The organism is Geopseudomonas aromaticivorans, assembly GCF_019097855.1.
Lineage (GTDB): Bacteria > Pseudomonadota > Gammaproteobacteria > Pseudomonadales > Pseudomonadaceae > Geopseudomonas > Geopseudomonas aromaticivorans.
In genome coordinates this window covers 210,982-234,444 of record NZ_JAHRGL010000071.1, presented here as the reverse complement: position 1 = coordinate 234,444, position 23,463 = coordinate 210,982, and the positions used below count along the sequence as shown (strand labels likewise).

The 23,463-nt window shown below is 67.0% G+C and carries 22 protein-coding genes; 10 read left to right on the top strand and 12 right to left on the bottom strand.

The genetic code is table 11. The features are described from left to right. Nucleotides 1–345: 345 nt before the first annotated feature. From pssA to KRX52_RS19590, 4 genes are all read right to left on the bottom strand, one after another. Nucleotides 346–1,173: a CDP-diacylglycerol--serine O-phosphatidyltransferase gene (pssA, locus tag KRX52_RS19605; protein ID WP_217683406.1), complete on the bottom strand. Its 828-nt coding sequence runs from the start codon at nt 1,171–1,173 to the stop codon at nt 346–348. Between the two features lie 142 nt (nt 1,174–1,315). Next, nucleotides 1,316–2,332 carry a ketol-acid reductoisomerase gene (ilvC, locus tag KRX52_RS19600; protein ID WP_217683405.1) on the bottom strand — a complete coding sequence of 339 codons (1,017 nt, stop codon included), beginning with the start codon at nt 2,330–2,332 and terminating at the stop codon, nt 1,316–1,318. 44 nt (nt 2,333–2,376) lie between these two features. Then, nucleotides 2,377–2,868 (bottom strand): acetolactate synthase small subunit, encoded by a 492-nt coding sequence (ilvN, locus tag KRX52_RS19595; protein ID WP_217683403.1) that lies wholly within the window; start codon nt 2,866–2,868, stop codon nt 2,377–2,379. Between the two features lie 2 nt (nt 2,869–2,870). Then, nucleotides 2,871–4,595 carry an acetolactate synthase 3 large subunit gene (locus tag KRX52_RS19590; RefSeq protein WP_217683402.1) on the bottom strand — a complete coding sequence of 575 codons (1,725 nt, stop codon included), beginning with the start codon at nt 4,593–4,595 and terminating at the stop codon, nt 2,871–2,873. A gap of 399 nt (nt 4,596–4,994) precedes the next feature. On the opposite strand from KRX52_RS19590, the gene KRX52_RS19585 reads away from it, so the two are divergent. Next, nucleotides 4,995–5,438: a DUF4124 domain-containing protein gene (locus KRX52_RS19585; protein WP_217683401.1), complete on the top strand. Its 444-nt coding sequence runs from the start codon at nt 4,995–4,997 to the stop codon at nt 5,436–5,438. Nucleotides 5,439–5,476: 38 nt separating this feature from the next. Here KRX52_RS19585 and KRX52_RS19580 read toward each other — a convergent pair whose 3' ends face one another. The 3 genes from KRX52_RS19580 to mrcB all read right to left on the bottom strand — a co-directional run bounded on the left by KRX52_RS19580 (nt 5,477) and on the right by mrcB (nt 8,947). After that, a complete protein-coding gene (locus KRX52_RS19580; RefSeq protein WP_217683400.1) occupies nt 5,477–5,806 on the bottom strand; it encodes a YqcC family protein in 330 nt (109 codons plus the stop codon). Further along, complete coding sequence (locus KRX52_RS19575; RefSeq protein ID WP_217683399.1) at nt 5,806–6,507, bottom strand: tetratricopeptide repeat protein; 702 nt, start codon at nt 6,505–6,507, stop codon at nt 5,806–5,808. Before KRX52_RS19575 ends, KRX52_RS19580 begins: the two co-directional genes overlap by 1 nt. Nucleotides 6,508–6,601: 94 nt before the next feature. After that, nucleotides 6,602–8,947 carry a penicillin-binding protein 1B gene (mrcB, locus tag KRX52_RS19570; protein WP_217683398.1) on the bottom strand — a complete coding sequence of 782 codons (2,346 nt, stop codon included), beginning with the start codon at nt 8,945–8,947 and terminating at the stop codon, nt 6,602–6,604. 114 nt (nt 8,948–9,061) lie between these two features. Here mrcB and KRX52_RS19565 point away from each other — a divergent pair, with 114 nt between their 5' ends. The 3 genes from KRX52_RS19565 to KRX52_RS19555 all read left to right on the top strand — a co-directional run bounded on the left by KRX52_RS19565 (nt 9,062) and on the right by KRX52_RS19555 (nt 11,952). Continuing rightward, nucleotides 9,062–10,603 (top strand): bifunctional aminoglycoside phosphotransferase/ATP-binding protein, encoded by a 1,542-nt coding sequence (locus KRX52_RS19565; protein ID WP_217683397.1) that lies wholly within the window; start codon nt 9,062–9,064, stop codon nt 10,601–10,603. A gap of 175 nt (nt 10,604–10,778) precedes the next feature. Next, nucleotides 10,779–11,051 carry a TfoX/Sxy family protein gene (locus KRX52_RS19560; RefSeq protein ID WP_217683396.1) on the top strand — a complete coding sequence of 91 codons (273 nt, stop codon included), beginning with the start codon at nt 10,779–10,781 and terminating at the stop codon, nt 11,049–11,051. Nucleotides 11,052–11,154: 103 nt separating this feature from the next. After that, a complete protein-coding gene (locus KRX52_RS19555) occupies nt 11,155–11,952 on the top strand; it encodes a Crp/Fnr family transcriptional regulator (RefSeq protein ID WP_217683395.1) in 798 nt (265 codons plus the stop codon). A gap of 78 nt (nt 11,953–12,030) precedes the next feature. On the opposite strand, the gene KRX52_RS19550 is transcribed toward KRX52_RS19555, so the two are convergent. Genes KRX52_RS19550 through KRX52_RS19540 form a run of 3 tightly spaced genes read right to left on the bottom strand, consistent with a single transcriptional unit; the run spans nt 12,031 to nt 14,686 of the window. Next, a complete protein-coding gene (locus KRX52_RS19550) occupies nt 12,031–12,921 on the bottom strand; it encodes a ChaN family lipoprotein (RefSeq protein WP_217683394.1) in 891 nt (296 codons plus the stop codon). A 14-nt stretch (nt 12,922–12,935) separates the two neighbouring features. Next, nucleotides 12,936–13,703 carry a heme ABC transporter ATP-binding protein gene (locus tag KRX52_RS19545; RefSeq protein ID WP_217683393.1) on the bottom strand — a complete coding sequence of 256 codons (768 nt, stop codon included), beginning with the start codon at nt 13,701–13,703 and terminating at the stop codon, nt 12,936–12,938. Beyond that, nucleotides 13,703–14,686, bottom strand: coding sequence for a FecCD family ABC transporter permease (locus KRX52_RS19540; protein ID WP_217683415.1), 984 nt, complete (start codon nt 14,684–14,686; stop codon nt 13,703–13,705). The genes KRX52_RS19545 and KRX52_RS19540 overlap by 1 nt, the downstream gene beginning before the upstream one ends. A 190-nt stretch (nt 14,687–14,876) precedes the next feature. On the opposite strand from KRX52_RS19540, the gene KRX52_RS19535 reads away from it, so the two are divergent. Next, nucleotides 14,877–15,194 carry a Rieske (2Fe-2S) protein gene (locus KRX52_RS19535; RefSeq protein WP_217683392.1) on the top strand — a complete coding sequence of 106 codons (318 nt, stop codon included), beginning with the start codon at nt 14,877–14,879 and terminating at the stop codon, nt 15,192–15,194. A 40-nt stretch (nt 15,195–15,234) separates the two neighbouring features. On the opposite strand, the gene sfsA is transcribed toward KRX52_RS19535, so the two are convergent. Both sfsA and KRX52_RS19525 read right to left on the bottom strand, forming a co-directional pair. Beyond that, entirely contained in the window at nt 15,235–15,942 is a 708-nt protein-coding gene (gene sfsA / locus KRX52_RS19530; protein ID WP_217683391.1) for a DNA/RNA nuclease SfsA, read from the bottom strand. Then, nucleotides 15,932–17,113 carry a pyridoxal phosphate-dependent aminotransferase gene (locus tag KRX52_RS19525; RefSeq protein ID WP_217683390.1) on the bottom strand — a complete coding sequence of 394 codons (1,182 nt, stop codon included), beginning with the start codon at nt 17,111–17,113 and terminating at the stop codon, nt 15,932–15,934. Before KRX52_RS19525 ends, sfsA begins: the two co-directional genes overlap by 11 nt. A 195-nt stretch (nt 17,114–17,308) precedes the next feature. On the opposite strand from KRX52_RS19525, the gene dksA reads away from it, so the two are divergent. The 5 genes from dksA (at nt 17,309) to KRX52_RS19500 (ending at nt 23,432) form a co-directional block, all read left to right on the top strand. Then, entirely contained in the window at nt 17,309–17,740 is a 432-nt protein-coding gene (dksA, locus tag KRX52_RS19520) for an RNA polymerase-binding protein DksA (protein WP_217683389.1), read from the top strand. Between the two features lie 44 nt (nt 17,741–17,784). Beyond that, nucleotides 17,785–18,669: a tRNA glutamyl-Q(34) synthetase GluQRS gene (gluQRS, locus tag KRX52_RS19515; protein ID WP_217683388.1), complete on the top strand. Its 885-nt coding sequence runs from the start codon at nt 17,785–17,787 to the stop codon at nt 18,667–18,669. An 80-nt stretch (nt 18,670–18,749) separates the two neighbouring features. Further along, nucleotides 18,750–18,926 carry a hypothetical protein gene (locus tag KRX52_RS19510; RefSeq protein WP_217683387.1) on the top strand — a complete coding sequence of 59 codons (177 nt, stop codon included), beginning with the start codon at nt 18,750–18,752 and terminating at the stop codon, nt 18,924–18,926. Further along, complete coding sequence (locus KRX52_RS19505; RefSeq protein WP_217683386.1) at nt 18,910–21,864, top strand: sensor histidine kinase; 2,955 nt, start codon at nt 18,910–18,912, stop codon at nt 21,862–21,864. The genes KRX52_RS19510 and KRX52_RS19505 overlap by 17 nt, the downstream gene beginning before the upstream one ends. Before the next feature lie 155 nt (nt 21,865–22,019). Beyond that, nucleotides 22,020–23,432 carry a sigma-54-dependent transcriptional regulator gene (locus KRX52_RS19500; protein WP_217683385.1) on the top strand — a complete coding sequence of 471 codons (1,413 nt, stop codon included), beginning with the start codon at nt 22,020–22,022 and terminating at the stop codon, nt 23,430–23,432. Nucleotides 23,433–23,463: the final 31 nt, after the last annotated feature.

Here is a 23,463-nt window from a genome sequence, read left to right as displayed (position 1 = left end):
CAGTGTTTCGTCTCAACCGAGGCCGCGAATTCTACAGCAGCCTTACAACCTGTCAAGCGTTTCGTGAAAATTTCTTTTCGTTTCAACCACTTGCGCTAGCTTCAACCCGGAGGCTGCTGCAGCGAGGAGTTGAATCATACAGCCCTGAGCACCGATGTCAACACCCCCCGCTACACTTTTCGCCAATCGCCGACAGCGCTGGCGAGACCTTCATCTTGCCAGCGCCTGCCATTCAGACATAGAACACAAGCCATTGATTGTCAGGAGCTCGGGTTCAGCTTGCTACTGGAAACAGGCGAGTCACAGAGTTTCGGTGCAGCGGTCAGCGCTTCTTCCAGAACACACTCACTCAACCTGCTTGCGTCGACGCACCTGCAGCAGGCGCTGTGCTGGGCCGGAGGCTGCATAAGCCAGAAAAATCAGCAGAAGAATCCGCGGCGGGTCGCTGAAAATCACCGCGAATACCAACACCACCACCAGAATCGCCACGAAGGGTACTCGCCCTTTCAGATCGAAATCTTTGAAACTGTAGTATTTGATGTTACTGACCATCAACGCGCCAGCTGCAGCCACCAGAAGAGCAAACAGCAACACGACGACCAACGACATGTCCACGCCGTCGACCCCCAGGTCCTTCAGCGCCCAAACCATGCCTGCCACCACCCCGGCAGCCGCAGGACTGGCCAGGCCGATGAAGTAACGCTTGTCTACCTTGCCAATCTGGGTATTGAAGCGCGCCAGACGCAATGCCGCACAGGCCGCGTAGATGAAGGAAACGGTCAACCCGACATTACCGAGACCGGACAGCGCCCACTTGTAGGCCAGCAAAGCAGGTGCCAGACCGAAGGCAACCATGTCCGACAGCGAGTCGTACTCGGCGCCAAAAGCGCTCTGGGTGTTGGTCATGCGCGCCACGCGCCCATCCAACCCATCCAGCAGCATGGCGACAAAGATTGCGATGGCCGCAACCTCGTATTTGCCGTTCATCGCACTGACTATCGAAAAGAAACCGGCAAACAGATTGGCTGTAGTGAACAGATTGGGTAGCAGGTAGACCCCACGATGCCTGACTTTGCGCCCCTCTGCATCCTGCCCCTCTTCGACATGCTCATCGATCGGCAGCAGGCTGTCGCTTTCTGGCGCCTTGCTCGGCTCACCGGGTTGTTCGCTCATGGATAAACACCTTGATCGGAATGACATTCGACTGACCGGAACCCCCAGAACTCTGCCCGCAGATCGGTCACCGACGGCTTTATAGCAGAATAGCGGACAGAAAAAACGCGGCCGTAGCCGCGTCTCTTCATCGCCCTAGACCTTAGTTCTTGGTCTTGTCGACGATTTTGTTGGCAGCGATCCACGGCATCATCGCGCGCAGCTTCTCGCCAACCACTTCGATGCCATGGGCAGCGTTGTTGCGGCGGTAGGCGGTCATCGACGGGTAGTTGGTGGCGCCTTCGCTGATGAACATCTTCGCGTACTCGCCGTTCTGGATGCGCTTCAGAGCGTTGCGCATGGCAGCACGGGACTCGGCGTTGATCACTTCTGGACCGGTGACGTACTCACCGTATTCGGCGTTGTTGGAGATCGAGTAGTTCATGTTGGCGATACCGCCTTCGAACATCAGGTCGACGATCAACTTCAGCTCGTGCAAGCACTCGAAGTAGGCCATTTCCGGCGCGTAACCGGCTTCGACCAGCGTGTCAAAACCGGCTTTGACCAGCTCGACGCAACCACCGCACAGCACGGCCTGCTCGCCGAACAGGTCGGTTTCGGTCTCGTCCTTGAAGGTAGTTTCGATGATGCCGGTACGGCCGCCGCCGACGCCGCTGGCGTAGGACAGAGCGACGTTCTTGGCATTGCCGGAAGCATCTTGGTAGATGGCGACCAGATCAGGAATACCGCCACCACGAACGAACTCGGAGCGCACGGTGTGACCCGGAGCCTTCGGCGCGATCATGATCACGTCCAGATCAGCACGCGGCACGACCTGGTTGTAATGGATGGAGAAGCCGTGGGCGAAGGCCAGGGTGGCACCCTTCTTCAGGTTCGGCTCGATCTCGTCCTTGTACAGACGGCCCTGGAACTCGTCCGGGGTCAGGATCATCACCAGGTCGGCAGCGGCAACGGCGGCAGCAACCTCGGCAACCTTCAGGCCGTGAGCCTGAGCCTTGGCTACGCTGGCCGAGCCGGCGCGCAGGCCGACGGTCACGTCGACACCGGAGTCCTTCAGGTTGCAGGCATGGGCGTGGCCTTGGGAGCCGTAACCGATGATGGCAACCTTCTTGCCCTGGATGATCGACAGATCGCAGTCTTTGTCGTAGTAAACGTGCATGAAAAACCCTCGGTGCAGTGCGGCCGGTCAGGCCTAGTTCAAAATCAGATGGTCAGCGTCTTGTCGCCGCGGGCGATGCCGGTGACACCGCTGCGGACCACTTCCAGGATCGACGCGGTGCCGATGGCCTGGATGAAACTGTCGAGCTTGTCACTGGTGCCGGCCAGCTGCACGGTATAGACGCTGCTGGTGACATCCACGATCTGGCCACGAAAGATGTCGGCGGTGCGTTTGATCTCGGCGCGCTGAGCACCGGTGGCCTTGACCTTGACCAGCATCAGCTCGCGCTCGATGTGCGCACTTTCCGACAGATTGACCAGCTTGACCACTTCGATCAGCTTGTTGAGGTTCTTGGTGATCTGCTCGATCACCTCGTCATGACCGATGGTGGTCAGCGTCAAACGCGACAGGGTCGGGTCCTCGGTCGGCGCCACAGTCAGACTTTCGATGTTGTAGTTGCGCTGGGAGAACAAGCCGACCACACGCGACAGCGCGCCGGGTTCGTTTTCCAGGAGCAGGGAAATGATGTGTCGCATGATCAGGTGCGCTCCGTCTTGCTCAGCCACATGTCGCGCATGGAGCCGTCACGAATCTGCATCGGGTATACGTGCTCGCTGACGTCCACCTGGATATCCAGGAACACCAGGCGATCCTTGAGCGCAAAGGCCTCTTCCATCTTCGGTCTGAGGTCCTTGAGTTCGGTAATGCGCATCCCGACGTGGCCATAGGCCTCGGCCAGCTTCATGAAGTCCGGTAGCGACTCCATGTAGGAGTGCGAATGGCGGCCGCTGTACACCATGTCCTGCCACTGGCGCACCATGCCCAGCGCACCGTTGTTCAGGTTGACGATCTTCACCGGCAGGCCGTACTGCAGGCAGGTCGACAGCTCCTGAATATTCATCTGGATGCTGCCCTCGCCGGTCACGCAGGCAACGTCGACATCTGGGAAGTTCAGCTTGGCGCCCATGGCCGCCGGCAGACCGAAGCCCATCGTGCCGAGACCGCCGGAATTGAGCCAGCGATTGGGCTTGTCGAACTTGTAGTACTGCGAGGCGAACATCTGGTGCTGGCCGACATCGGAAGCGACGAAGGCATCTCCACGAGTGACCTCGTAGAGCGTCTCGACCGCAGTCTGCGGTTTGATGATGCTGCCGTCGCCCTTGTCATAGGGGAACAGACCGCGACTACCACGCCACTCCTCGATCTGCTTCCACCAGCTGGCCAGCGCCTCCGCGTTCGGCTTCTCGCCGATTTCCTTGAGAATCGCGACCATCTCGGTCAGCACGCTGTCCACCGGACCAACGATCGGCACATCGGCCTTGATGGTCTTGGAGATCGACGCCGGATCGATATCGATGTGGATGATCTTGGCGTTCGGGCAGAACTTCGACGCCCCATTGATCACCCGGTCATCGAAACGCGCACCGACGGCGAGGATCACGTCGGCGTGGTGCATGGTCAGGTTGGCGGTATAGCTGCCGTGCATGCCGAGCATGCCGAGGAACTGGCGATCGCTGCCCGGATAGCCGCCCAGGCCCATCAGGGTGTTGGTCACCGGCAGGTTGAGCATGCGCGCCAGTTCGGTCAGCGTCGCCGAGGCATTGCCCATGATCACGCCGCCGCCGGAGTAAACCACCGGACGCTTGGCGGCCAGCAGCATTTCGGCGGCCTTGCGGATCTGGCCGGAGTGGCCGCGCACGGCCGGGCCGTAGGAGCGCAGCTTGACCTTCTTCGGGTAGACGTACTCGAACTTGTCGCTCGGGTTGGTCATGTCCTTGGGAATATCCACCACCACCGGGCCGGGACGACCGGACTCGGCGATATGGAAGGCCTTCTTCAGCACCTCGGGGATTTCCGCGGGATGCTTGATGATGAAGCTGTGCTTCACGATCGGTCGGGAAATGCCGACCATGTCGGTTTCCTGGAAGGCATCGGTACCCACCATGGTGCTCGGCACCTGGCCGGACAGCACCACCATGGGGATCGAGTCCATGTAGGCCGTGGCAATGCCGGTAATCGCATTGGTCGCCCCCGGGCCGGAGGTCACCAGCACCACGCCAGCCTTGCCGGTCGCGCGGGCATAGCCATCGGCCATGTGGGTAGCTGCCTGCTCGTGGCGGACCAGAATATGCTCAATGGCCTTTTCCTTGAAAAGGGCATCGTAGATATGCAGAACGGCACCACCCGGGTACCCGTAGATGTACTTCACGCCTTCGTCGCGCAGGAAGCGGACGATCATTTCAGCGCCTGATAAAAGCTCCACGTTTCACCTCTAGAACGCCTGAGAAACACCCTCGGAGGGGCGACCGAAGTTCGGTTAACTGCCAGGCAGAGCATGGGCGACGGTGGTCGCCTGCGACGTCAGCTGCTGACTTAGCAAGTATCGGGAGCCTCCTCGTGTCACGGAGAATCCCACCCCGGCGCGAGGTAACGCGTGACAGGGCCTGGCTTGGGCGGCGCGGGTGTGCACCTCATGGTCTGCCGAGGAGCCGGAAACTATCAAGCTCACCACAGCGAATCGTAGATTGTTCGGATTAGCCGCAGGCAAGTCAAGCCGAAGTTCATGCCATCCGCCCGTGCGGCTGTGACCCAGCGCAGAATGGCGGGAGCCCGCTTTTGGGTATAGTTGCCCGAGCATTCCCTCTTCAGACAAGGACCCAGCATGCGTCGCACACTCCTCCTCGCCGGCCTGCTGTTCGGTTGCATCGGCACTGCCTGCGCCGGACAGATCTACAAGTGGGTGGACGCCCAGGGCGTTACCCACTTCACCGCCCAGCCACCCCAGGCCGGCGCCGCCAGCGTGGTGCCGCCGGCCAAGCAGCCGCCCGCCCCATCGCCCGCTCAGACCCCCCCTCCAGCAGCGCCCGCGGCAGACCAAGCGCCAAGCCAGGCGGATATCGACGCCAAAGTGCGCGAGGAAGTGGCGAAGAAGGAAAAGGAGCGCGTCGAGTACTGCACGACTCTTCGCACCAACCTGGCGCAGCTGCGCAACAACCCGCGCCTGCGCGTGGAAGAGAAAAAGGGCGAAGCGCGCCGAATCAGCGAAGAAGAGCGTCAGGAGAAAATCGCTGCCACGGAAAAGGCCATCGCCGACAACTGTCAGTAATCCCCTACCGCAACCCAGCGATGATGCAACGGCCGCCTTCAGGCGGCCGTATTGATCAAGCGGTCAAACTCCGCCAGCGACGCCAGCAACGCCGCGACCCGCGTGCCCTCCGCGCGCCAGGACTGCTCGGCCATCGGCCGGATCGCGCAGGCGCCCGGCAAGCCGGCGCCCTGCTCGATGATCGCCTTCATGCGCGGCAGGAAGATCCACTGCAGCCACTCCTCGAGCGCCAGGCTATCGACGCAGAACGGCTCCTGACTGGCCAGCCGCTCCTCCGCCGGCATGACGCTCCCCCACCAGCCGAGCAGACGCAGCTCACGCTCGATCAACAACAGCTGATCGGCCAAGGCCGGCAGACGCGCATCCATCACAGGTTCACCTTGGCCCGCTGGCGTGCCTGCGCGGCGCCAGCCGCATCGCCCTGCCGCTCTCGCGCCTGGGCGATCAGCTCCCACAGACTGGCCTGCAGCGCCGGCCGCCCGCCCGCATAGCTCAGGCCGCGGCGCGCCAACTGCTCGGCCTGGGCCGGATCGCCCTGGGCCAGACGCACCTCGGCGAGGCGGTAGAGCACCTGCGGCTCGCGCGGCGCGATGCGCTGCGCGCGCTCGAGACTGGCCGAAGCGCCGGCCAGGTTGCCGCTGCGCTCCATCTGCTGCGCCGAGGTCAGCAGCGCCAGCACCGGACCATCAAGCCGCTCGTCGGCAGCCAGGGTGACCGCACCGGAACCGGCCATCGGCGCGGGCATCGGCGCCGGCGCCGTAACGGATCCCGAGCTGCCCAGACCACCGCCCACGCTGATCGGCGCACTCGACACCCCACCCGCCGGGAAAGTCTGGATCGGTGCTCCGGCCGCCGCGCCGGGAACCATGACCACCACGCCGGAATCCTGCGGCAGCGCTTGTGCCTGTGCCTGCGGCGTCACCCGCGGCGCACTGGCCGACGCACGCGCGACCGCCCCGGTGCCGAGCGGCTTGCCCGCTTCCACCACCGGAATCGACCCACGCTGCACGGGAGTCGCACACCCCGCCAGCAGCAACAGCGCCAGCGGCACCCACCAAACCTTGTTCACATCCCATCCCCTTGCCATCTGTTTTATGCGCAACGGCCTTCCCAGCCACCATCCACCCTATCGATTGGACAACCAATCCCGTCCCGCAGTGCCATCACTGCTGCAGCCAGCCGCGCACCCAGTCCATGACCTGCTCGGCCGGTGCCTGCAGCTCCTGAGGCAGGCCGCAGGGAGCGCCGGCCGGCGGTTCGCTGCCACGAATATACGGCATCTGCAGCGCACCCGGGCAGCTCGCATCGGAGCCCTGACCACTATAGGGATCGACCCAGGCCCGGGTCACGTTGTCCGGCGGCGTGGCATCCAGCGACGTCGGCGCGGCGGTGCGCATGAAGCTGGCCCACACCTGCAGCGCCCCGGTGGCACCGGTCAGCGGCGTCTTGCCGTTGTCGTCACGCCCCATCCACACCACGGCCAGCAGGTCCTGGCCGAAGCCGGCGAACCAGCTGTCACGCGAGTCGTTGCTGGTACCGGTCTTGCCGGCGACATTGAGCGCAGCGGGCAGCTGGTTGTAGACCGAGCGCGCCGTCCCCTCGCGCATCACCCGGCGCATCGCCTCCTGCACCAGATGGATGGCGCCCGGATCGAAACGCTGCTGCACCTCGTAGGGATAGCCCTTGAGCGGCTCGCCGGCCGCATTCAGCACGCTGCGGATACCGCGTAGCGGTGTGCTGAAGCCGCCGTTGGCCAAGGTCTGGTACATGGTCGCCACCTGCACCGGGCTGAGCGCGCCGGCGCCCAGCAGCATCGACGGATAGGCCGGCCAGTCCGGCTCGACGCCCAGTCGCGCGACGGTCTTCAGCACGCTGGGCACGCCCAGCTCGAGTCCCAGCTTGGCGGTCGACAGGTTGTAGGACTGCGCCAACCCCTGGTAGAGGAATATGGTGCCGTGGGCCTGGTGGTCGTAGTTCTTCGGCTGCCAGACCTGGCCGTCGGCGGTCTTGATCGAGAACGGCTCGTCCTGGATGAGACTGGTCAAGGTGTACTGACTCGGCTTTTCCAGCGCGGTCAGGTAGACCGCCGGCTTGATCAGCGAGCCGATCGGCCGCTGCGCATCCAGCGCCCGGTTGAAGCCGGCAAAGCGCGGCTGGCGACTGCCCAGCAGCGCCTGCACCTCGCCGGTCTGCGGATTGGTCACCACCATCGCCGTCTCGACCTCGTCGATCCCCTTGCGCCCGCCCAGGCGCTTGAGGGTTTCGGCCATCGCCGTTTCGGCCTTGAGCTGCAGGATCGGATCGAGGCTGGTGAAGATGCGCAGCCCCTCCTCGGTCAGGTCCTCGTCCTGGTAGTCCTGACGCAACTGGCGCTTGACCATGTCGAGGAAGGCCGGATAGGAGGTATTGGCCAGGCTGCCGCGATTGCTGACCCCCAGCGGGGCCTTTTTCGCCCGCGCCACCTCTTCAGCGCTGACCACCCCCTGCTCGGCCAGCAGATCGAGGACCAGGTTGCGCCGCTCCAGCGCCCGCTCCGGATAGCGCCGCGGGTTGTAGTAGGACGGCCCCTTGACCATGCCGACCAACAGCGCCACCTGCGGCAGGCTCAGCTCGGCCAGCGGCTGACCGAAGAAGTACTGGCCGGCCAGGCCGAAGCCGTGAATCGCGCGCTGGCCGTCCTGACCGAGAAACACCTCGTTGAGGTAGGCCTCGAGGATCTGCTGCTTGTCGTAATGCAGCTCCAGCAATACCGCCATCAGCGCCTCGGTACCCTTGCGGGTCAGGCTGCGCTCGTTGCTGAGGAAGAAGTTCTTCACCAGCTGCTGGGTCAGGGTACTGCCGCCCTGCACCAGTGCACCGGAGGTCGTGTTGACCCACATGGCGCGGGCGATCGACTTGGGCGATACGCCGAGATGGTGGTAGAACTCGCGATCCTCGACGGCGATCAGCGTTTCCAGCAGATACGGTGGCACCTGGTCCAACTGGATCAGGATGCGGTCCTCGTTGTGCGCCGGATACAGGCCGCCGACCAGCAGCGGCTCCAGTCGCGCCACCGCCAGCGCACCGCCGTTGGCCAGCGCGAGCCCGGCCACCTGATTGCCGGAAAAGCGCACGCGCAGTTGCTGCGCCGGCTCGGCGCCCTCGTAGAACTGGAAACCGCGGGTATGCAGTTCGACCTGATTGCCGTTCACCGCCAGCTCGCCAGGCCCCTGGACCTTCTGCGTGCGCCGGTAGCCGAGGGCCTGCAGTTCGGTGATGAAATCCTCGCGCGTCAGCTTGAGGCCGGAGAACAGCTCCAGCGGTCGGGCATAGACCTTGGCCGGCACGGTCCAGCGCTTGCCGGAGAACTTCTCCTGGACCACGGCGTCGAGGTAGATCGCCAGACCGGCCAGCAGCACCAGTCCGGCCGCACCGAGCTTGAGCAGCCAGCCCAGCCACGGCCGGGCTGGGCGCGGCACCGGTTTGCGGGAACGGGGAGTACGGGAAGAAGGGGTACGAGATCTGGTCATGTTGGGCATTATACGTGGTTGGACCCGGGCGGATGGCACGCCCGGCGGTTTGCACGACGGAACGCAGTCGCCATAATGGACGATTAGACATGTTCCCGACGAAAAGGATCGCCTGTGACCCAGTCCCTGATCGAAGCCCTGCAGAACCCCGCCCTGTACCCTCACCCGGTGGAGGGCTTCGAAGTCATCGAGACGCACATCTCCTGGGTTCTGCTCACCGGCCCCTATGCCTACAAACTGAAGAAGCCGGTGAATTTCGGCTTCCTCGACTTCAGCAGCCGCGAGGCGCGCGAACACTTCTGCCGCGAGGAATTGCGCCTCAACCAGCGCACCGCCCCGGACGTCTATCTGGAAGTCCTGCCGGTCACCGGCAGCCTGGAAGCACCGCAGCTCGGTGGCGACGGGCCGATCCTCGACCACATCCTGAAGATGCGCCAGTTCCCGCAGAGTGGCCTGCTGTCCAACGTGCTGGCCCGCGGCGAACTGACCAACGCGCACATTGACGAGCTGGCCCGCGAGATTGCCGACCTGCACGCCGACGCCACGCACGTGCCGATGGAGCATGCGCTGGGCAGCGCCGACGCGGTGATGGCGCCGGTACTGCAGAACTTCGAGCAGATCCGCCCGATGCTCGAGGACGCCGCCGACCTGGCCCAGCTGCAGCACCTGGAGGCCTGGGCCGAGGACACTTTCACCCGCCTCGAGCCGCTGCTCGACCGGCGCAAGGTCGACGGCTTCATCCGCGAGTGCCACGGCGACATCCACCTGGCCAACGTCACCCTGCTCGACGACCACGTCCTGCTGTTCGACTGCATCGAGTTCAACGAGCCGTTCCGCCTGATCGACGTCATCAGCGACGCCGCCTTCCTCGCCATGGACCTCGAGGACCGCGGCCTCAAGGCGCTGTCGCGCCGCTTCATCAATGCCTATCTGGAGTTGACCGGCGACTACCAGGGCCTGACCCTGCTGCCGTTCTACAAGGCCTACCGCGCCATGGTCCGCGCCAAGATCAGCCTGTTCCGCCTGGCCCAGGAGCAGGATCCGGCCGAGCGCGCAGCCATCCTGGGCCAATACCGCAACTATGCCGCCCTGGCAGAGAGCTACAGCGCCATCCCCTCGCGCTTTCTGGCCATCACCCACGGCGTGTCCGCGGTCGGCAAGAGCCACGTGGCCATGCGCCTGGTGGAGGCCTTCGGCGCCATCCGCCTGCGCTCGGACGTCGAGCGCAAGCGCCTGCTCCCGGCTGCCGCCGAGGCCGAGCTGTATTCCGCCGCCGCCACCCTCGCCACCTACAGCCACCTGCACCAGCAGGCCGCCAGCATTCTGCTCGCCGGCTTCCCGGTTGTGCTGGACGCCACCTACCTCAAGCAGGCCCAGCGCGAGGCCGCCCATGCCGTGGCCGAGCAGAGCGGCGTGCCCTTCCTGATCCTTGACTGCCATGCCCCGCAGGCGGTCATCGCCACCTGGCTGGCCGAGCGCCAGAAGGCAGGTGTGGACCCTTCCGACGCCACCCTCGCCGTGATCCGCGCCCAGGAAGCAAGCCGCGAACCGCTGTCCGAGGCCGAACAAAGCCTCAGCGGGCGGGTTGACACCGATCAGGCCGCCAGCCTCGACGGCCTGGTCGAGCGCATCCGGCGCCGCCTGCCGGGACTCTGAAGCACTCCCTGCGCAGCCGCGAACCGGCGGCTGCGCCCTCCCCGGGTCGCAGCCCCGCGACTGATGGCACTCGCAGGCTCGCCAGCGCCGACTAGACTTTCCGGCGAGAGGCCAGCAAAGAGCGTGGCATCGCGGCACGCCAACCGGATGCAAATCCGGGGCAAGGGGAGTGAGCATGAACGACGAGCTGCTGGAGATGAAGAACCTCGGCAAGACCTCGGTGCTGTGGCTGCATGCCGTCGGCATCCACAGCGCCAACGAGTTGCGCCGCCGCGGTTCGGTCGCCGCCTACCGGGCGGTACTCGCCCGCGGCTTCAATGCCTCACGGGTATTGCTCTACTCGATCGAAGGCGCTCTACTCGACCTGCACTGGAGCGAACTGCCGCGCGAACACAAGTCGCGCCTGCTGGACCAGCTCGCCACCCTCGATCCACGCAACAAGAGCTAGCTCACAACCTCCGCAGCCCCCAATTTACCTCGCGGGGTTAAAACCCTATTGTCTGCAGGCGCTTGGCGCCCACGTTCGATCTGCCCCCCAAGGAATCGCGCCCATGTACCTCACCGGCGAGCAACCGGCCTATGCCGACCGACTGATCAACCACTTGCAGAGCCTGCCCGGGCAGCTGCTGGAAGGCCTCACGCCCTCGGGGCCGACGCTGGAGATCGCCGACCTGCAGGATGTCTGCGCACAACTGCCTGGCAACCAGCTGTACTTCATCGAAAGCGGCCTGCTGCAAGCCCGCGTCGACGAGCGGCCGGTATTCTTCCTCTGTGAAGGCGACCTGCTCGGCCTGCGCCAGGGTCTCGATCTGCCGGACTGCCACTACAGCTGCGAAGACCCGGTACGCCTGCGCCCCTATTCGCGCAACGCCCTGTTCAACCACATCCATGCCGACATCCAGCGCCAGGAGCTGTTCACCCAGTACCTGATCGGCCAGATCGGTCTGCTCTCCGACGCCCTCGCCCGCCTGCGCCAGCCAGAATTGCGCCCGAGCACCGGCTTCCAGCACTTCGCCGCCGGCGAGGAGCTGATCCACCAGGGCGACGAGGCGGACAACGTGTTCATCATCGTCGAGGGTCATGCCGAGGCCTTCGTCGACGGCCACCGCGTCGGCGACGTGCAGAAGGACGAGATCTTCGGTGCCATGGCGGTCTTCACCGGCGAACAGCGCAGCGCCACGGTGATCGCCAGCGAGCCGTGCACGGTGATGGTGATCCCCAAAGAGCAATTCATCAGCCTGATGCACAGCAACCCGCGCATCGCCCACAGCCTGATCGAAAGCCTGGCCCGGCGCATCCGCCTGCTCAACCAGGAAGTCACCCAGCTGCGCAGTGCCCGCGACGCCTGACCGGCCTCAACACGCACGCAAGAGGCGGCCGGGGTCGATCCAGACCGCCTTTTTTCTGCCTGCCGTTTTATACGCCGGTCACGGCGCGCGCCGCTGGCGCAGCGCCGCGCAATGATCCCGGGCGGACTGCCCCGGGGTGTACCAGACGAAATCGGCCTGCGCCGCGCTGACTGCTGCACCCACCTCGGCCAGCTGCAGCACCTGCACGCCGCTTGTCGCGCCCAGATCGGCCAGGTGCAACGGGACGCCGAGGTCGCGGCGGACATGGAAGCCGCCGGCCAGCAGCACCGCCGGCGCTGGCGCCGCCAGCAGGCGCTCGGCCATGCGCCGGTCACGCTGCTGCTGCACGGCCAGCATGGCCGGCAGCTGGCTTTCCGGCAGCAGCTGGCAGTGCGACTCACGGATCTGCGCCCGCAGCGCCTCGCTTACGGCCGGCGCGATGGAGGCCGCCCCCTGCAGTTCCGGCGCCGCACGGTAGATGCGCTTGATCTCGGCGGGATCGAGATTGGCCGCCAGCAGCGGCTCCCTCCGCGGCAGGGCATGGCGCACCAGCGGCCCGTACAGCACCCAGTCCCAGCCCGCCTGCCAGGCCAGCGCCTGCGGCAGATCGGTCGGCCACTGACCGCGCGCGACCTGCACCCGCAGCGCATCGACCCGCGCCTGCTGCTCGGGGTTGAGCATCTCCAGCAACAGCGCACCCGGCGGGCGCTGCGTCGCCAGCGCCTGCAGCAACCACAGCTGCAGGGCATGATGATCGGGGTTGTCATGCTGCTCGCCGATCAGCAGCCGCGACGCCGGCGCCAGGCGCTCGACCAGCTGCGCGGGAGTCAGTCGCGCACCGCTGTGCAGATCGACGATCACACCCAGCTCGGCCTGCTCGCGCCCCTCAGGACTCTGCCAGACCGGCAGCGGCGGCAACGGCTGGCAGGCGGTCAGCAGAACCAGGCAAGCGAACAGCCAGATGCGCATTGCGAATGCTCCTCTTAACGAACGATGATCAGCGGATGGCCGCGCTCGGGATGGCGCTGCACCAGTACCTCGAGGCCGAATACCATCTGCAGCGGCGCCGCCTGCAACACCTCGGCCGGCGTGCCGAGCGCCTGCACGCGGCCGCGCTCGAGCAGCAGCAGGCGGTCGCAGTAACGCGCCGCCAGATTGAGATCGTGCAGGATCACCAGCACCGCCACGCCGCGCGTGGCCAGCGCCTGCACCGCCTGCAGGATCGTGTGCTGGTGCAGCGGGTCGAGCATCGCAGTCGGCTCGTCGAGCAGCAGCACCTGCCCCGCCTCTCCCGGCCACAGCTGCGCCAGCACCCGCGCCAGATGCACGCGCTGGCGCTCGCCACCGGACAACGCCAGGTAGCTGCGCCCGGCCAGGTGCGCGGCATCCGCCGCAACCAGTGCCGCGGCGACGATCTCGCCATCGCGCTGCCACCCGCTGGCATGCGGCAGGCGGCCCAGGGCCACCACCTCCTCGACCCGGAAGGCGAAGTTCAGCGTCGAACTCTGCGGCAGCACCGCCAGCCGCCGTGCCCGTTCGGCGCCGGACCACGCGGCCAGCTCGCGCCCGTCCAGCAGCACGCGCCCCTGCGCCGGAGCCAGCTCGCCGCTGAGCGCACCCAGCAGGGTGCTCTTGCCGGCACCGTTGGGCCCGAGCACGCCGAACACCTCGCCGGCACGCAGCTCGAGATCGATCCCCTGCAGCACAGTACAAGGCCCGCGCCGCACCGCCAGACGTTCCGCGCGCAGCATCAGACCCGCTCCCGGCGCAGCAGATAGAGAAAGAAAGGCGCCCCGAGCAACGCGGTCAGGGTGCCGAGCGGCAGCTCCGCCGGCGCCAGCAGCAGGCGCGCAGCCAGGTCGGCGAGCAGCAGCAAGGCGGCGCCCGCCAGGGCCGCGGCCGGCAGCAGGCGGCGATGGTCCGGGCCAGTGAGCAGGCGTACCAGATGCGGCACCACCAGGCCGACGAAACCGATCATGCCCGCCGCCGCCACCGCCGCACCAACGCCGAGGGCCACGCAGCACACCAGCTCGCGCTTGAGGCGCTCGACGTCGAAGCCCAGATGGCGCGCCTCCGACTCACCGAGCAGCAACGCGTTCAGCGCCGCGGCCCGTCGCGGCAGCCACAGCGCCACGCCCAGGCACACCGGCAGCAGCGGCCACAGGCGCGCATAACTGGCGCCGTTGAGGCTGCCGAGGTTCCAGAAGGTCAGGCTGCGCAGGGTGCTGTCATCGGCCAGGTAGCTGAACAGGCCGATGCCGGCACCGGCCAGCGCGCTGAGGGCGATGCCGGCCAGCAGCATGGTGGCCACCCGCGTCTCGCCGTCGCGCCGGCCCAGGCGATAGACCAGCGCCGTCACGCCGAGGCCGCCGCCGAAGGCACAGAGCGACAGCAGCCAGGGCGCCAGCCAGGCCGGCGGCGCGCCGAGCAGGGCACCGCCGACGATGGCCAGCGCCGCGCCCAACGCTGCGCCGCTGGACACGCCGACCAACCCCGGATCGGCCAGCGGATTGCGGAACAGCCCCTGCATCGCCACCCCGCTGAGCGCCAGCACGGCGCCGACGGCGAGGCCGAGCAATGCGCGCGGCAGGCGGATCTGGCCGACGATCAGCTCGGCCTGTTCGAGGCCAGCGCCGTCCAGCGGCAGGCCGAGCAGACGCAGCAGCGCCCGCAGGCTGTCGCCCAGCGACAGGCTCACCGGGCCAAGCGCCAGCGCCAGCCAGAAGGCCAGCAGCAACGCCAGCGCCAGCACGGGAAGCAGGAGGGGACCGCAGGCCGGGCGGTTCATCGCGACGGGTTGCCTTGCTCGGAAAACGGGGCAGCAGCATAACAGGCCGCCGCGATCATGCCCCACGACCGCGGCTCGCGAACTGGCAGAACTGCCGGTCACTGCGGATAATCGGCGCAGACTCCGGGAGACCACCATGCAGCCACTGTGCAACAGCGACGAACTGGCCGAAGGCGCCAGCCGCGGTTTCGGCCAAGGCGGCCGCAGCCTGCTGCTGGTCCGCCGCGAGGGGCTGGTGTTCGCCTATCGCAACCGCTGCCCGCACCGCGGCATCCCGCTGGAGTGGCAGGCCGACCAGTTCCTCGACGTCAGCGCCAGCCTGATTCAGTGCGCCACCCACGGCGCGCTGTTCCTCATCGAGTCCGGCGAGTGCGTGGCCGGCCCCTGCGCCGGGGAGCGTCTCGAAGCCCTGCCCTGCCGCGAGCAGGACGGCAGCATCTGGGTCGAGGTGTAGGGTGCGCGCGGCCAGCCGGACAGCTGGCGCCTGGAGCGTCCTAGAGGATCACCTCCAGCCGCCGGGTCAGCCGGATGCCCGCGGGCGACAGCTCGGCACCATAGGCCAGCACCTCCACCCCGGCGGCTACCGCCGCCTGCAGCGCCGCGGCGTACTGCGGGTCGATCTCCACCGCCGGGCGCACTGCCTCGATGGCCGAGAGATTCACGCAATACAGCTGCACGGCGCGCACGCCCTGACGCGCCAGGCTGGCCAGCTCGCGCAAATGCTTGCTGCCGCGCTCGGTGCGCGCATCGGGGAAGGCCGCCACCGGCGTGCCGTGAAAGCCGAGCGTGACGCTCTTGACCTCGACGAACGCCGGCCCCTGCGCATAGTCCAGGCGAAAATCCACCCGGCTGTTCTCCTCGCCGTAGCGCACCTCGCGCCGGAGCTGCACGAACCCCGCCAGTTCGGCGATCACCCCGTCCTGCAGCGCCTCCTCCACCAGCGCATTGGCCCGCGCGGTGTTGACGCAGGCCAACCGCCCCTGCGGCGTCTCGCTCAGCTCCCAGGTGCCGGGCAGCTTGCGCTTCGGATCGCTGGAGCGACTGAACCAGACGCGGCCGCCCTCGCTCATGCAGTTGTGCATCGAGCCGGTGTTCGGGCAGTGGATGGTCAGCGTCTCGCCATCCAGGGTCTCGATATCGGCGAGAAAGCGCTTGTAGCGGCGCAGCAGGCGGCCTTCCTCCAGCGGCGGCTCAAACTGCATCGGGATGCCAGCTCTGCAAGCCGCGGGCAATGCGCGCAACCGCCTGCTCAAGGCGCGGCAGGCTCTGGGTATAGGCGAAGCGCACGTGCTGTCCGGCCAGGTGGTGACCGAAGTCCAGTCCCGGGGTGATGGCCACGTGCTCGGTTTCGAGAAAGTGCCGGCAGAACGCCTGGGAGTCGCCACCGAACGCCGAGATGTCGGCATACAGATAGAAGGCACCCTGCGGCTCGACGGCGATCTTGAAGCCCAGCGCCCGCAGGGCCGGCAGCAGGTAGTCGCGGCGACGAGCGAACTCGGCGCGGCGCTGCTCGAGGATCGCCACGGTCTCGGGCTCGAAACAGGCCAGCGCGGCGTACTGCGCCATACTCGGCGCGCTGATGTAGAGGTTCTGCGCCAGCTTCTCCAGCTCCGCCACCGCGGCCGACGGCGCCACCAGCCAGCCCAGCCGCCAGCCGGTCATGCCGAAGTACTTGGAAAAACTGTTGAGGACAAAGGCGTCGTCGTCCACTTCCAGCACGCTGGGGGCGTCCAGGCCGTAGGTCAGGCCGTGGTAGATCTCGTCCACCAGCAGATGACCACCGCGAGCCTTGAGCGCGGCGGACAGCCCGGCCAGCTCGCCACGCTCGAGCACGGTGCCGGTGGGATTGGCCGGCGAGGCGACCAGCGCACCGACGCTGTTCGCGTTCCAGTGCCGCGCGACCAGCTCCGCGGTCAGCTGATAGTTCGACTGCGGCCCCACCGGCACCAGCTGCGCATCGCCCTCGACCAGGCGCAGGAAGTGGCGGTTGCACGGATAACCGGGATCGGCCAGCAGCCAGTGCTTGCCCGGATCGACCAGCAGGGCGCTGGCCAGCAGCAGCGCGCCGCTGCCACCGGGGGTGATGAGGATGCGCTCGGGGTCTATGCTTACTCCGTAGCGTCGGGCATAGAAGCCCGCCAACGCCTCGCGCAGCGCCGGCAGGCCGCGCGCCGCGGTGTAGCGGGTGTGGCCGGCGGCCAGCGCCGCCTGACCGGCACGCACGATGGGCGCCGCGGTGGAGAAGTCCGGCTCGCCGACCTCGAGGTGAATCACGTCGTGGCCGGCTGCCTGCAACTCGTTGGCGCGGGCCAGCAGGGCCATGACGTGAAAGGGCTGGATGGCGCGACTGCGTGCACTGAAGGACAGAGCCATGCGGCCCTCCAAGGATCGGACAAACGCCGATTCTAGCCAACTGTCACACGACGCGGCAGGCACCGTGTGCGCCGGAGTAGCTTCCGCCCCGCGATTCTGGTAGGTTCGCCCGCTTGCAAGCGCAGGGCCGGCTAGAATGCCGCAGATGGACACAACCTGCGCACAGGATTAGCGACCGTGAGAGGCGGACATACCATGCCGACCAAGACCCAAGACAAAATCCGCGCCTTCGAGCCCTATGTAGAAACCAAGGGCGAGGAGTACATGGGCGACAAGATGCGCGCCCACTTCACGGCCATCCTCAATGGCTGGAAGAAGCAGCTGATGGAGGAAGTCGACCGTACCGTGCACCACATGCAGGACGAGGCCGCCAACTTCCCCGATCCGGCCGACCGCGCCAGCCAGGAAGAGGAATTCAGCCTGGAACTGCGCACCCGCGACCGCGAGCGCAAGCTGATCAAGAAGATCGACGAGACCCTGCAGCTGATCGAGGACAACGACTACGGCTGGTGCGACTCCTGCGGCGTCGAGATCGGCATCCGCCGCCTCGAGGCGCGGCCGACCGCCACCCTGTGCATCGACTGCAAGACCCTCGCCGAAATCAAGGAAAAGCAGCTGGGTTCCTGACCCGCAACGGGGCGCCACGGCGCCCCGCGCTGTTTCTGCAGCCCATGAACGCCCCCGCCTACACCGGCCGTTTCGCCCCCACGCCCAGCGGCTACCTGCACTTCGGCTCGCTGGTCGCCGCCCTCGCCTCCTACCTCGACGCCCGCGCCGCCGGCGGCCGCTGGCTGCTGCGCATGGAGGACCTCGACCCGCCACGGGAGGTCCCCGGCGCCCAGGACGCCATCCTCCACACCCTGGAAACCTATGGTTTCGAGTGGGACGGCGCGGTCGAGCGGCAGAGCACGCGCCATGGCGCCTACGCCGCCGCGCTCGACGGGCTGCTGGCGCGCGGCCTGGCCTACGCCTGCACCTGCTCGCGCAAACAGCTCGAAGGCCAGCCGATCTACCCCGGCACCTGCCGCAACGCCGGCCACGACCCGGCCAACGCCGCCATCCGCCTGCGCGTGCCGGATGCCGAGTACCGCTTCGTCGACCGGGTGCAGGGCGCCTTCGCCCAGAACCTGGCCCGCGAGGTCGGCGACTTCGTCATCCGCCGCCGCGACGGCCTGTACGCCTACCAGCTGGCGGTGGTGCTCGACGATGCCTGGCAGGGGGTCAGCGACATCGTGCGCGGCGCCGACCTGCTCGACTCCACCCCGCGCCAGCTGTTCCTGCAGGAACAGCTCGGCCTGTCCCACCCGCGCTACCTGCACATCCCCCTGCTGCTGCAGCCGGACGGCCACAAGCTCGGCAAGTCCTACCGCTCGCCGCCGCTGCCGCCGGACCAGGCGCCGGCCCTGCTGACTCGCGCCCTGCGCGCCCTCGGCCAGCAGCCGCCGGCCGAGCTGGAGCAAGGTAACGCCGCCAGCGTGCTGGCCTGGGGGATCCGCCTCTGGCATCCCGCCGCCATTCCGCGCCAGGCGGGCCTGGCCGAGGCACAGCTGCGGTAACAGTACAACCCCGACTGTTACCGGCTTCTGCTTCGCGCGCGCCTCCGTTACCATCCGGGCATCCCACGACGAGGTATCCCATGTATATCTACCGGCTGGTCCTGCTCCTGGTGGTGGGGATCTACCTGTTTTCCCCGGCCATCATGGACTGGTGGATCGACCCCAACGGCGCCTGGTACCGACCGTACCTGCTGTGGCTGATCCTGATCATCGTCACCTTCATCCTCCAGAGTCAGCGCGATGCCGACGAGCTTTAACCTCACCCACCTGCTGCTGATCAGCGCCGCCTACCTGCTGGTGCTGTTCGGCATCGCCTGGCTGACCGAGCGCGGCGCGATGCCGCGCGCGCTGGTGCGCCACCCGCTGGTCTACACCCTGTCACTGGGGGTGTATGCCAGCGCCTGGGCGTTCTATGGCGCGGTCGGCCTGGCCTACCAGTATGGCTACGGCTTTCTCGCCATCTACCTGGGGCTTTCCGGCGCCTTCCTGCTGGCGCCGGTACTGCTCTATCCGCTGCTGCGCCTGACCCGGACCTACCAGCTGTCGTCGCTGGCCGACCTGTTCGCCTTCCGCTTTCGCAGCACCTGGGCCGGCACCCTGACCACCGTCTTCATGCTGATCGCGGTGCTGCCGCTGCTGGCCCTGCAGATCCAGTCGATCGCCGACAGCGTCGCCATCATCACCCGCGAGCCGACGCATGCCTACGTGGCGCTGATCTTCTGCGCCCTGATCACCCTGTTCACCATCCTCTTCGGCGCCCGGCAGATCGCCACCCGCGAGCGCCACGAGGGCCTGGTGATCGCCATCGCCTTCGAATCGCTGATCAAACTGTGCGCGATGACCGCCGTCGGCCTGTACGCGCTGTACGGCGTGTTCGGCGGGCCCGCCGAGCTCGAGCAGTGGCTGCTGCAGAACCAGACCGCCCTCAGCACCCTGCATACGCCGCTGCAGGAAGGTCCGTGGCGCACCCTGCTGCTGGTGTTCTTCGCGGCCGCCATCACCATGCCGCACATGTTCCACATGGCCTTCACCGAGAACCTCAACCCGCGGGCGCTGGTCACCGCCAGCTGGGGCCTGCCGCTGTTCCTGCTGCTGATGAGCCTGGCGGTGCCACCGATCCTGTGGAGCGGCCTGAAGCTCGGCGTGGCCACCAGCCCGCAATACTTCACCCTCGGCCTCGGCATGCAGGTGGGCCACCCCTGGCTGACCCTCGCCGCCTTCATCGGCGGCCTGTCCGCGGCCAGCGGCCTGGTGATCATTGTCACCCTGGCGCTGTCGGGCATGGTCCTCAACCATGTCGTGCTGCCGCTGTACCAGCCACCGGCCGAGGGCAACATCTACCGCTGGCTGAAGTGGACCCGCCGCGGCTTGATCGCGGCGATCATCGCCGCCAGCTACGGCTTCTACCTGCTGATCGGGGCGGGCCAGGACCTGTCGCACTTGGGCACCGTATCCTTCGTCGCCACCCTGCAGTTCCTCCCCGGCGCCCTGTCGGTGCTGTACTGGCCGACGGCCAACCGTCTCGGCTTCATCAGCGGCCTGCTGGCTGGTGCCGGCGTGTGGATCCTGACCATGCTGCTGCCGCTGGTCGGCAACCTGCCAGGCTTCTACCTGCCACTGCTCGACATGGTCTACGTGCTCGACGACACCAGTTGGCACATCGCGGCCATCGCTTCGTTGGCGACCAACGTGCTGGTGTTCACCCTGGTTTCGCTGTTCAGCCAGCCGAGCAGCGAGGAGCAGAGTGCCGCCGAGGCCTGCGCGGTGGACAACGTGCGCCGCCCGCAGCGCCGCGAACTGGTCGCCGCCTCGCCGCAGGAGTTCGCCGCCGAACTGGCCAAGCCGCTCGGCGCGCGCACCGCCCAGCGCGAGGTGGAACAGGCGCTGCACGACCTGCAGCTGCCTTTCGACGAGCAGCGCCCCTACGCCCTGCGCCGCCTGCGCGATCGCATCGAGGCCAACCTCTCCGGCCTGATGGGCCCGAGCGTGGCCCAGGACATCGTCGAGAACTTCCTGCCCTACAAGGCCGGCGACGAGACTTACGTCACCGAGGACATCCACTTCATCGAGAGCCGCCTGGAGGACTACCAGTCGCGCCTGACCGGCCTGGCCGCCGAGCTCGACGCCCTGCGTCGCTACCACCGGCAGACCCTGCAGGAGCTGCCGATGGGCGTCTGCTCGCTGGCCCAGGACCAGGAAATCCTCATGTGGAACCGGGCCATGGAGATGCTCACCGGCATCGAGGCGCAGCTGGTGGTCGGTTCGCGCCTGGGCACCCTGCCCGAGCCCTGGTGCGGGCTGCTGACCACCTTCATCGACGCCCCCGACGAGCACCTGCACAAGCAGCGCCTGGCTCTCGACGGCCAGACCCGCTGGCTGAACCTGCACAAGGCCGCCATCGACGAGCCGCTGGCGCCCGGCAGCAGCGGCCTGGTGCTGCTGGTCGAGGACCTCACCGAGACCCAGCTGCTCGAAGACCGCCTGATCCACTCCGAGCGCCTGGCCTCGATCGGCCGCCTGGCCGCCGGGGTGGCCCACGAGATCGGCAACCCGGTCACCGGCATCGCCTGCCTGGCGCAGAACCTGCGCGAGGAACGCGAAAGCGATGCCGAAATTAGCGAAGTCAGCCAGCAGATCATCGAGCAGACCAAGCGCATCACCCGCATCGTCCAGTCGCTGATGAGCTTCGCCCACGCCGGCGGCCTGCAGCAGGCCCGCGAGCCGGTGTGCCTGGCGGAAGTGACACGCGAGGCGATCAGCCTGCTGTCGCTCAACCGCGACTACGACGTGCAGTACTTCAACCTGTGCGATCCGCAGCACTGGGTCGAGGGCGACCCGCAGCGCCTGGCCCAGGTGCTGATCAACCTGCTGTCCAATGCCCGCGACGCCTCGCCGCCCGGCGGCGCCATCCGCGTGCGTTCGGAGGCCGGCGAGCACACCGTCGAGCTGATGGTCGAGGACGAGGGCAGCGGCATTCCCAAGTCGATCGTCGATCGCCTGTTCGAACCCTTCTTCACCACCAAAGACCCCGGCAAAGGGACCGGCCTGGGCCTCGCACTGGTCTATTCGATCATCGAGGAGCATTATGGAGAAATAAGCATCGACAGCCCGGCAGACCCGAGACACCAGCGCGGCACGCGCATCCGGATCACCCTGCCGCGCCATGGTGGCCCGACGGCTGCCGAAAACCCGTGAAGTCCATGGACACTGCAACCGCAGCGCCACCGCGTGGCAACACGCCGCAGCGCGCGGCCCAGCGCCTTTTCCAGGCGCCCCCGCGAAGCCGTCCGCAGAGACCGGCGCAGACAGTTTCCAGCCGCTTCCGAGCACGTCGCGAGAGCTGAACAGACATGCCACATATTCTCATCGTCGAAGACGAAACCATCATTCGCTCAGCGCTGCGGCGCCTGCTGGAGCGCAACCAGTACCAGGTCAGCGAGGCCGGCTCGGTACAGGAAGCGCGCGAGCGTTACAGCATCCCCGGCTTCGACCTGGTGATCAGCGACCTGCGCCTGCCCGGCGCACCCGGCACCGAGCTGATCGGCCTGGCGGCCGGCACCCCGGTGCTGATCATGACCAGCTACGCCAGCCTGCGCTCGGCGGTCGACTCGATGAAGCTCGGCGCCATCGACTACATCGCCAAGCCGTTCGACCACGACGAGATGCTCCAGGCGGTGGCGCGCATCCTGCGCGAGCGCCAGCAGGCGCGCAGCGCCGCTTCGACCGGTGCCCCGGCCGAAGCGGCGGCGACGCCGAGCGCAGCCACTGGCGACGAGATCGGCATCATCGGCAACTGCCCGGCCATGCAGAGCCTGTTCGGCAAGATCCGCAAGGTCGCGCCAACCGACTCCACCGTCCTGATCCAGGGCGAGTCCGGCACCGGCAAGGAGCTGGTGGCGCGCGCCCTGCACAACCTGTCGAAACGTGCCAAGGCGCCGCTGATCTCGGTGAACTGCGCGGCGATTCCGGAAAGCCTGATCGAGTCGGAACTGTTCGGCCACGAGAAGGGCGCCTTCACCGGCGCCACCGCCGGCCGCGCCGGCCTGGTCGAGGCCGCCGACGGCGGCACCCTGTTCCTCGACGAGATCGGCGAGCTGCCGCTGGAAGCCCAGGCACGCCTGCTGCGCGTCCTCCAGGAGGGCGAGATCCGCCGGGTCGGCTCGGTGCAGTCGCAGAAGGTCGACGTGCGCCTGATCGCCGCCACCCACCGCGACCTGAAGAACCTGGCCAAGCACGGCCAGTTCCGCGAGGACCTCTACTACCGCCTGCATGTCATCTCGCTGCACCTGCCGGCGCTGCGTGAGCGCGAGGACGACGTGCTGGAGATCGCCCAGGTGTTCCTGCAGCGCCAGTGCGCGCGCATGGGGCGCGAAACGCTGCAGTTTTCCGCCGAAGCGCTCAAGGGCATCCGCCACTACAACTGGCCGGGCAACGTGCGCGAGCTGGAGAATGCCATCGAGCGCGCGGTGATCCTCTGCGAGAGCTCGGACATCAGCCTCGACCTGCTGGGCATCGATGTCGAACTGGAAATGCTCGACGACTACAGCCACGAGCTGCCGCCGCACGCGGCAGGCAGCGCCAACGAGCCGACCGAAGACCTGTCGCTGGAAGACTACTTCCAGCACTTCGTCCTCGAGCACCAGGACCACATGACCGAAACCGAACTGGCCCGCAAGCTCGGCATCAGCCGCAAGTGCCTGTGGGAACGGCGCCAGCGCCTGGGCATTCCGCGGCGCAAATCCGGGGCCGCAGCCGATTCCTGAAGTGCTACCGCACCGCTCCGGCGTAACAGCA

Coding starts and splice junctions, on each gene's coding strand:
- ilvC (WP_217683405.1), bottom strand. CDS start 2,332: ATGCACGTTTACTACGACAAAGACTGCGATCTGTCGATCATCCAGGGC.
- KRX52_RS19560 (WP_217683396.1), top strand. CDS start 10,779: ATGAACGACGAGCTGCTGGAGATGAAGAACCTCGGCAAGACCTCGGTG.
- KRX52_RS19500 (WP_217683385.1), top strand. CDS start 22,020: ATGCCACATATTCTCATCGTCGAAGACGAAACCATCATTCGCTCAGCG.
- KRX52_RS19525 (WP_217683390.1), bottom strand. CDS start 17,113: ATGGCTCTGTCCTTCAGTGCACGCAGTCGCGCCATCCAGCCCTTTCAC.
- gluQRS (WP_217683388.1), top strand. CDS start 17,785: ATGAACGCCCCCGCCTACACCGGCCGTTTCGCCCCCACGCCCAGCGGC.
- KRX52_RS19535 (WP_217683392.1), top strand. CDS start 14,877: ATGCAGCCACTGTGCAACAGCGACGAACTGGCCGAAGGCGCCAGCCGC.
- pssA (WP_217683406.1), bottom strand. CDS start 1,173: ATGAGCGAACAACCCGGTGAGCCGAGCAAGGCGCCAGAAAGCGACAGC.
- KRX52_RS19585 (WP_217683401.1), top strand. CDS start 4,995: ATGCGTCGCACACTCCTCCTCGCCGGCCTGCTGTTCGGTTGCATCGGC.
- KRX52_RS19555 (WP_217683395.1), top strand. CDS start 11,155: ATGTACCTCACCGGCGAGCAACCGGCCTATGCCGACCGACTGATCAAC.
- ilvN (WP_217683403.1), bottom strand. CDS start 2,868: ATGCGACACATCATTTCCCTGCTCCTGGAAAACGAACCCGGCGCGCTG.
- sfsA (WP_217683391.1), bottom strand. CDS start 15,942: ATGCAGTTTGAGCCGCCGCTGGAGGAAGGCCGCCTGCTGCGCCGCTAC.
- mrcB (WP_217683398.1), bottom strand. CDS start 8,947: ATGACCAGATCTCGTACCCCTTCTTCCCGTACTCCCCGTTCCCGCAAA.
- KRX52_RS19550 (WP_217683394.1), bottom strand. CDS start 12,921: ATGCGCATCTGGCTGTTCGCTTGCCTGGTTCTGCTGACCGCCTGCCAG.
- dksA (WP_217683389.1), top strand. CDS start 17,309: ATGCCGACCAAGACCCAAGACAAAATCCGCGCCTTCGAGCCCTATGTA.
- KRX52_RS19580 (WP_217683400.1), bottom strand. CDS start 5,806: ATGGATGCGCGTCTGCCGGCCTTGGCCGATCAGCTGTTGTTGATCGAG.
- KRX52_RS19510 (WP_217683387.1), top strand. CDS start 18,750: ATGTATATCTACCGGCTGGTCCTGCTCCTGGTGGTGGGGATCTACCTG.
- KRX52_RS19545 (WP_217683393.1), bottom strand. CDS start 13,703: ATGCTGCGCGCGGAACGTCTGGCGGTGCGGCGCGGGCCTTGTACTGTG.
- KRX52_RS19505 (WP_217683386.1), top strand. CDS start 18,910: ATGCCGACGAGCTTTAACCTCACCCACCTGCTGCTGATCAGCGCCGCC.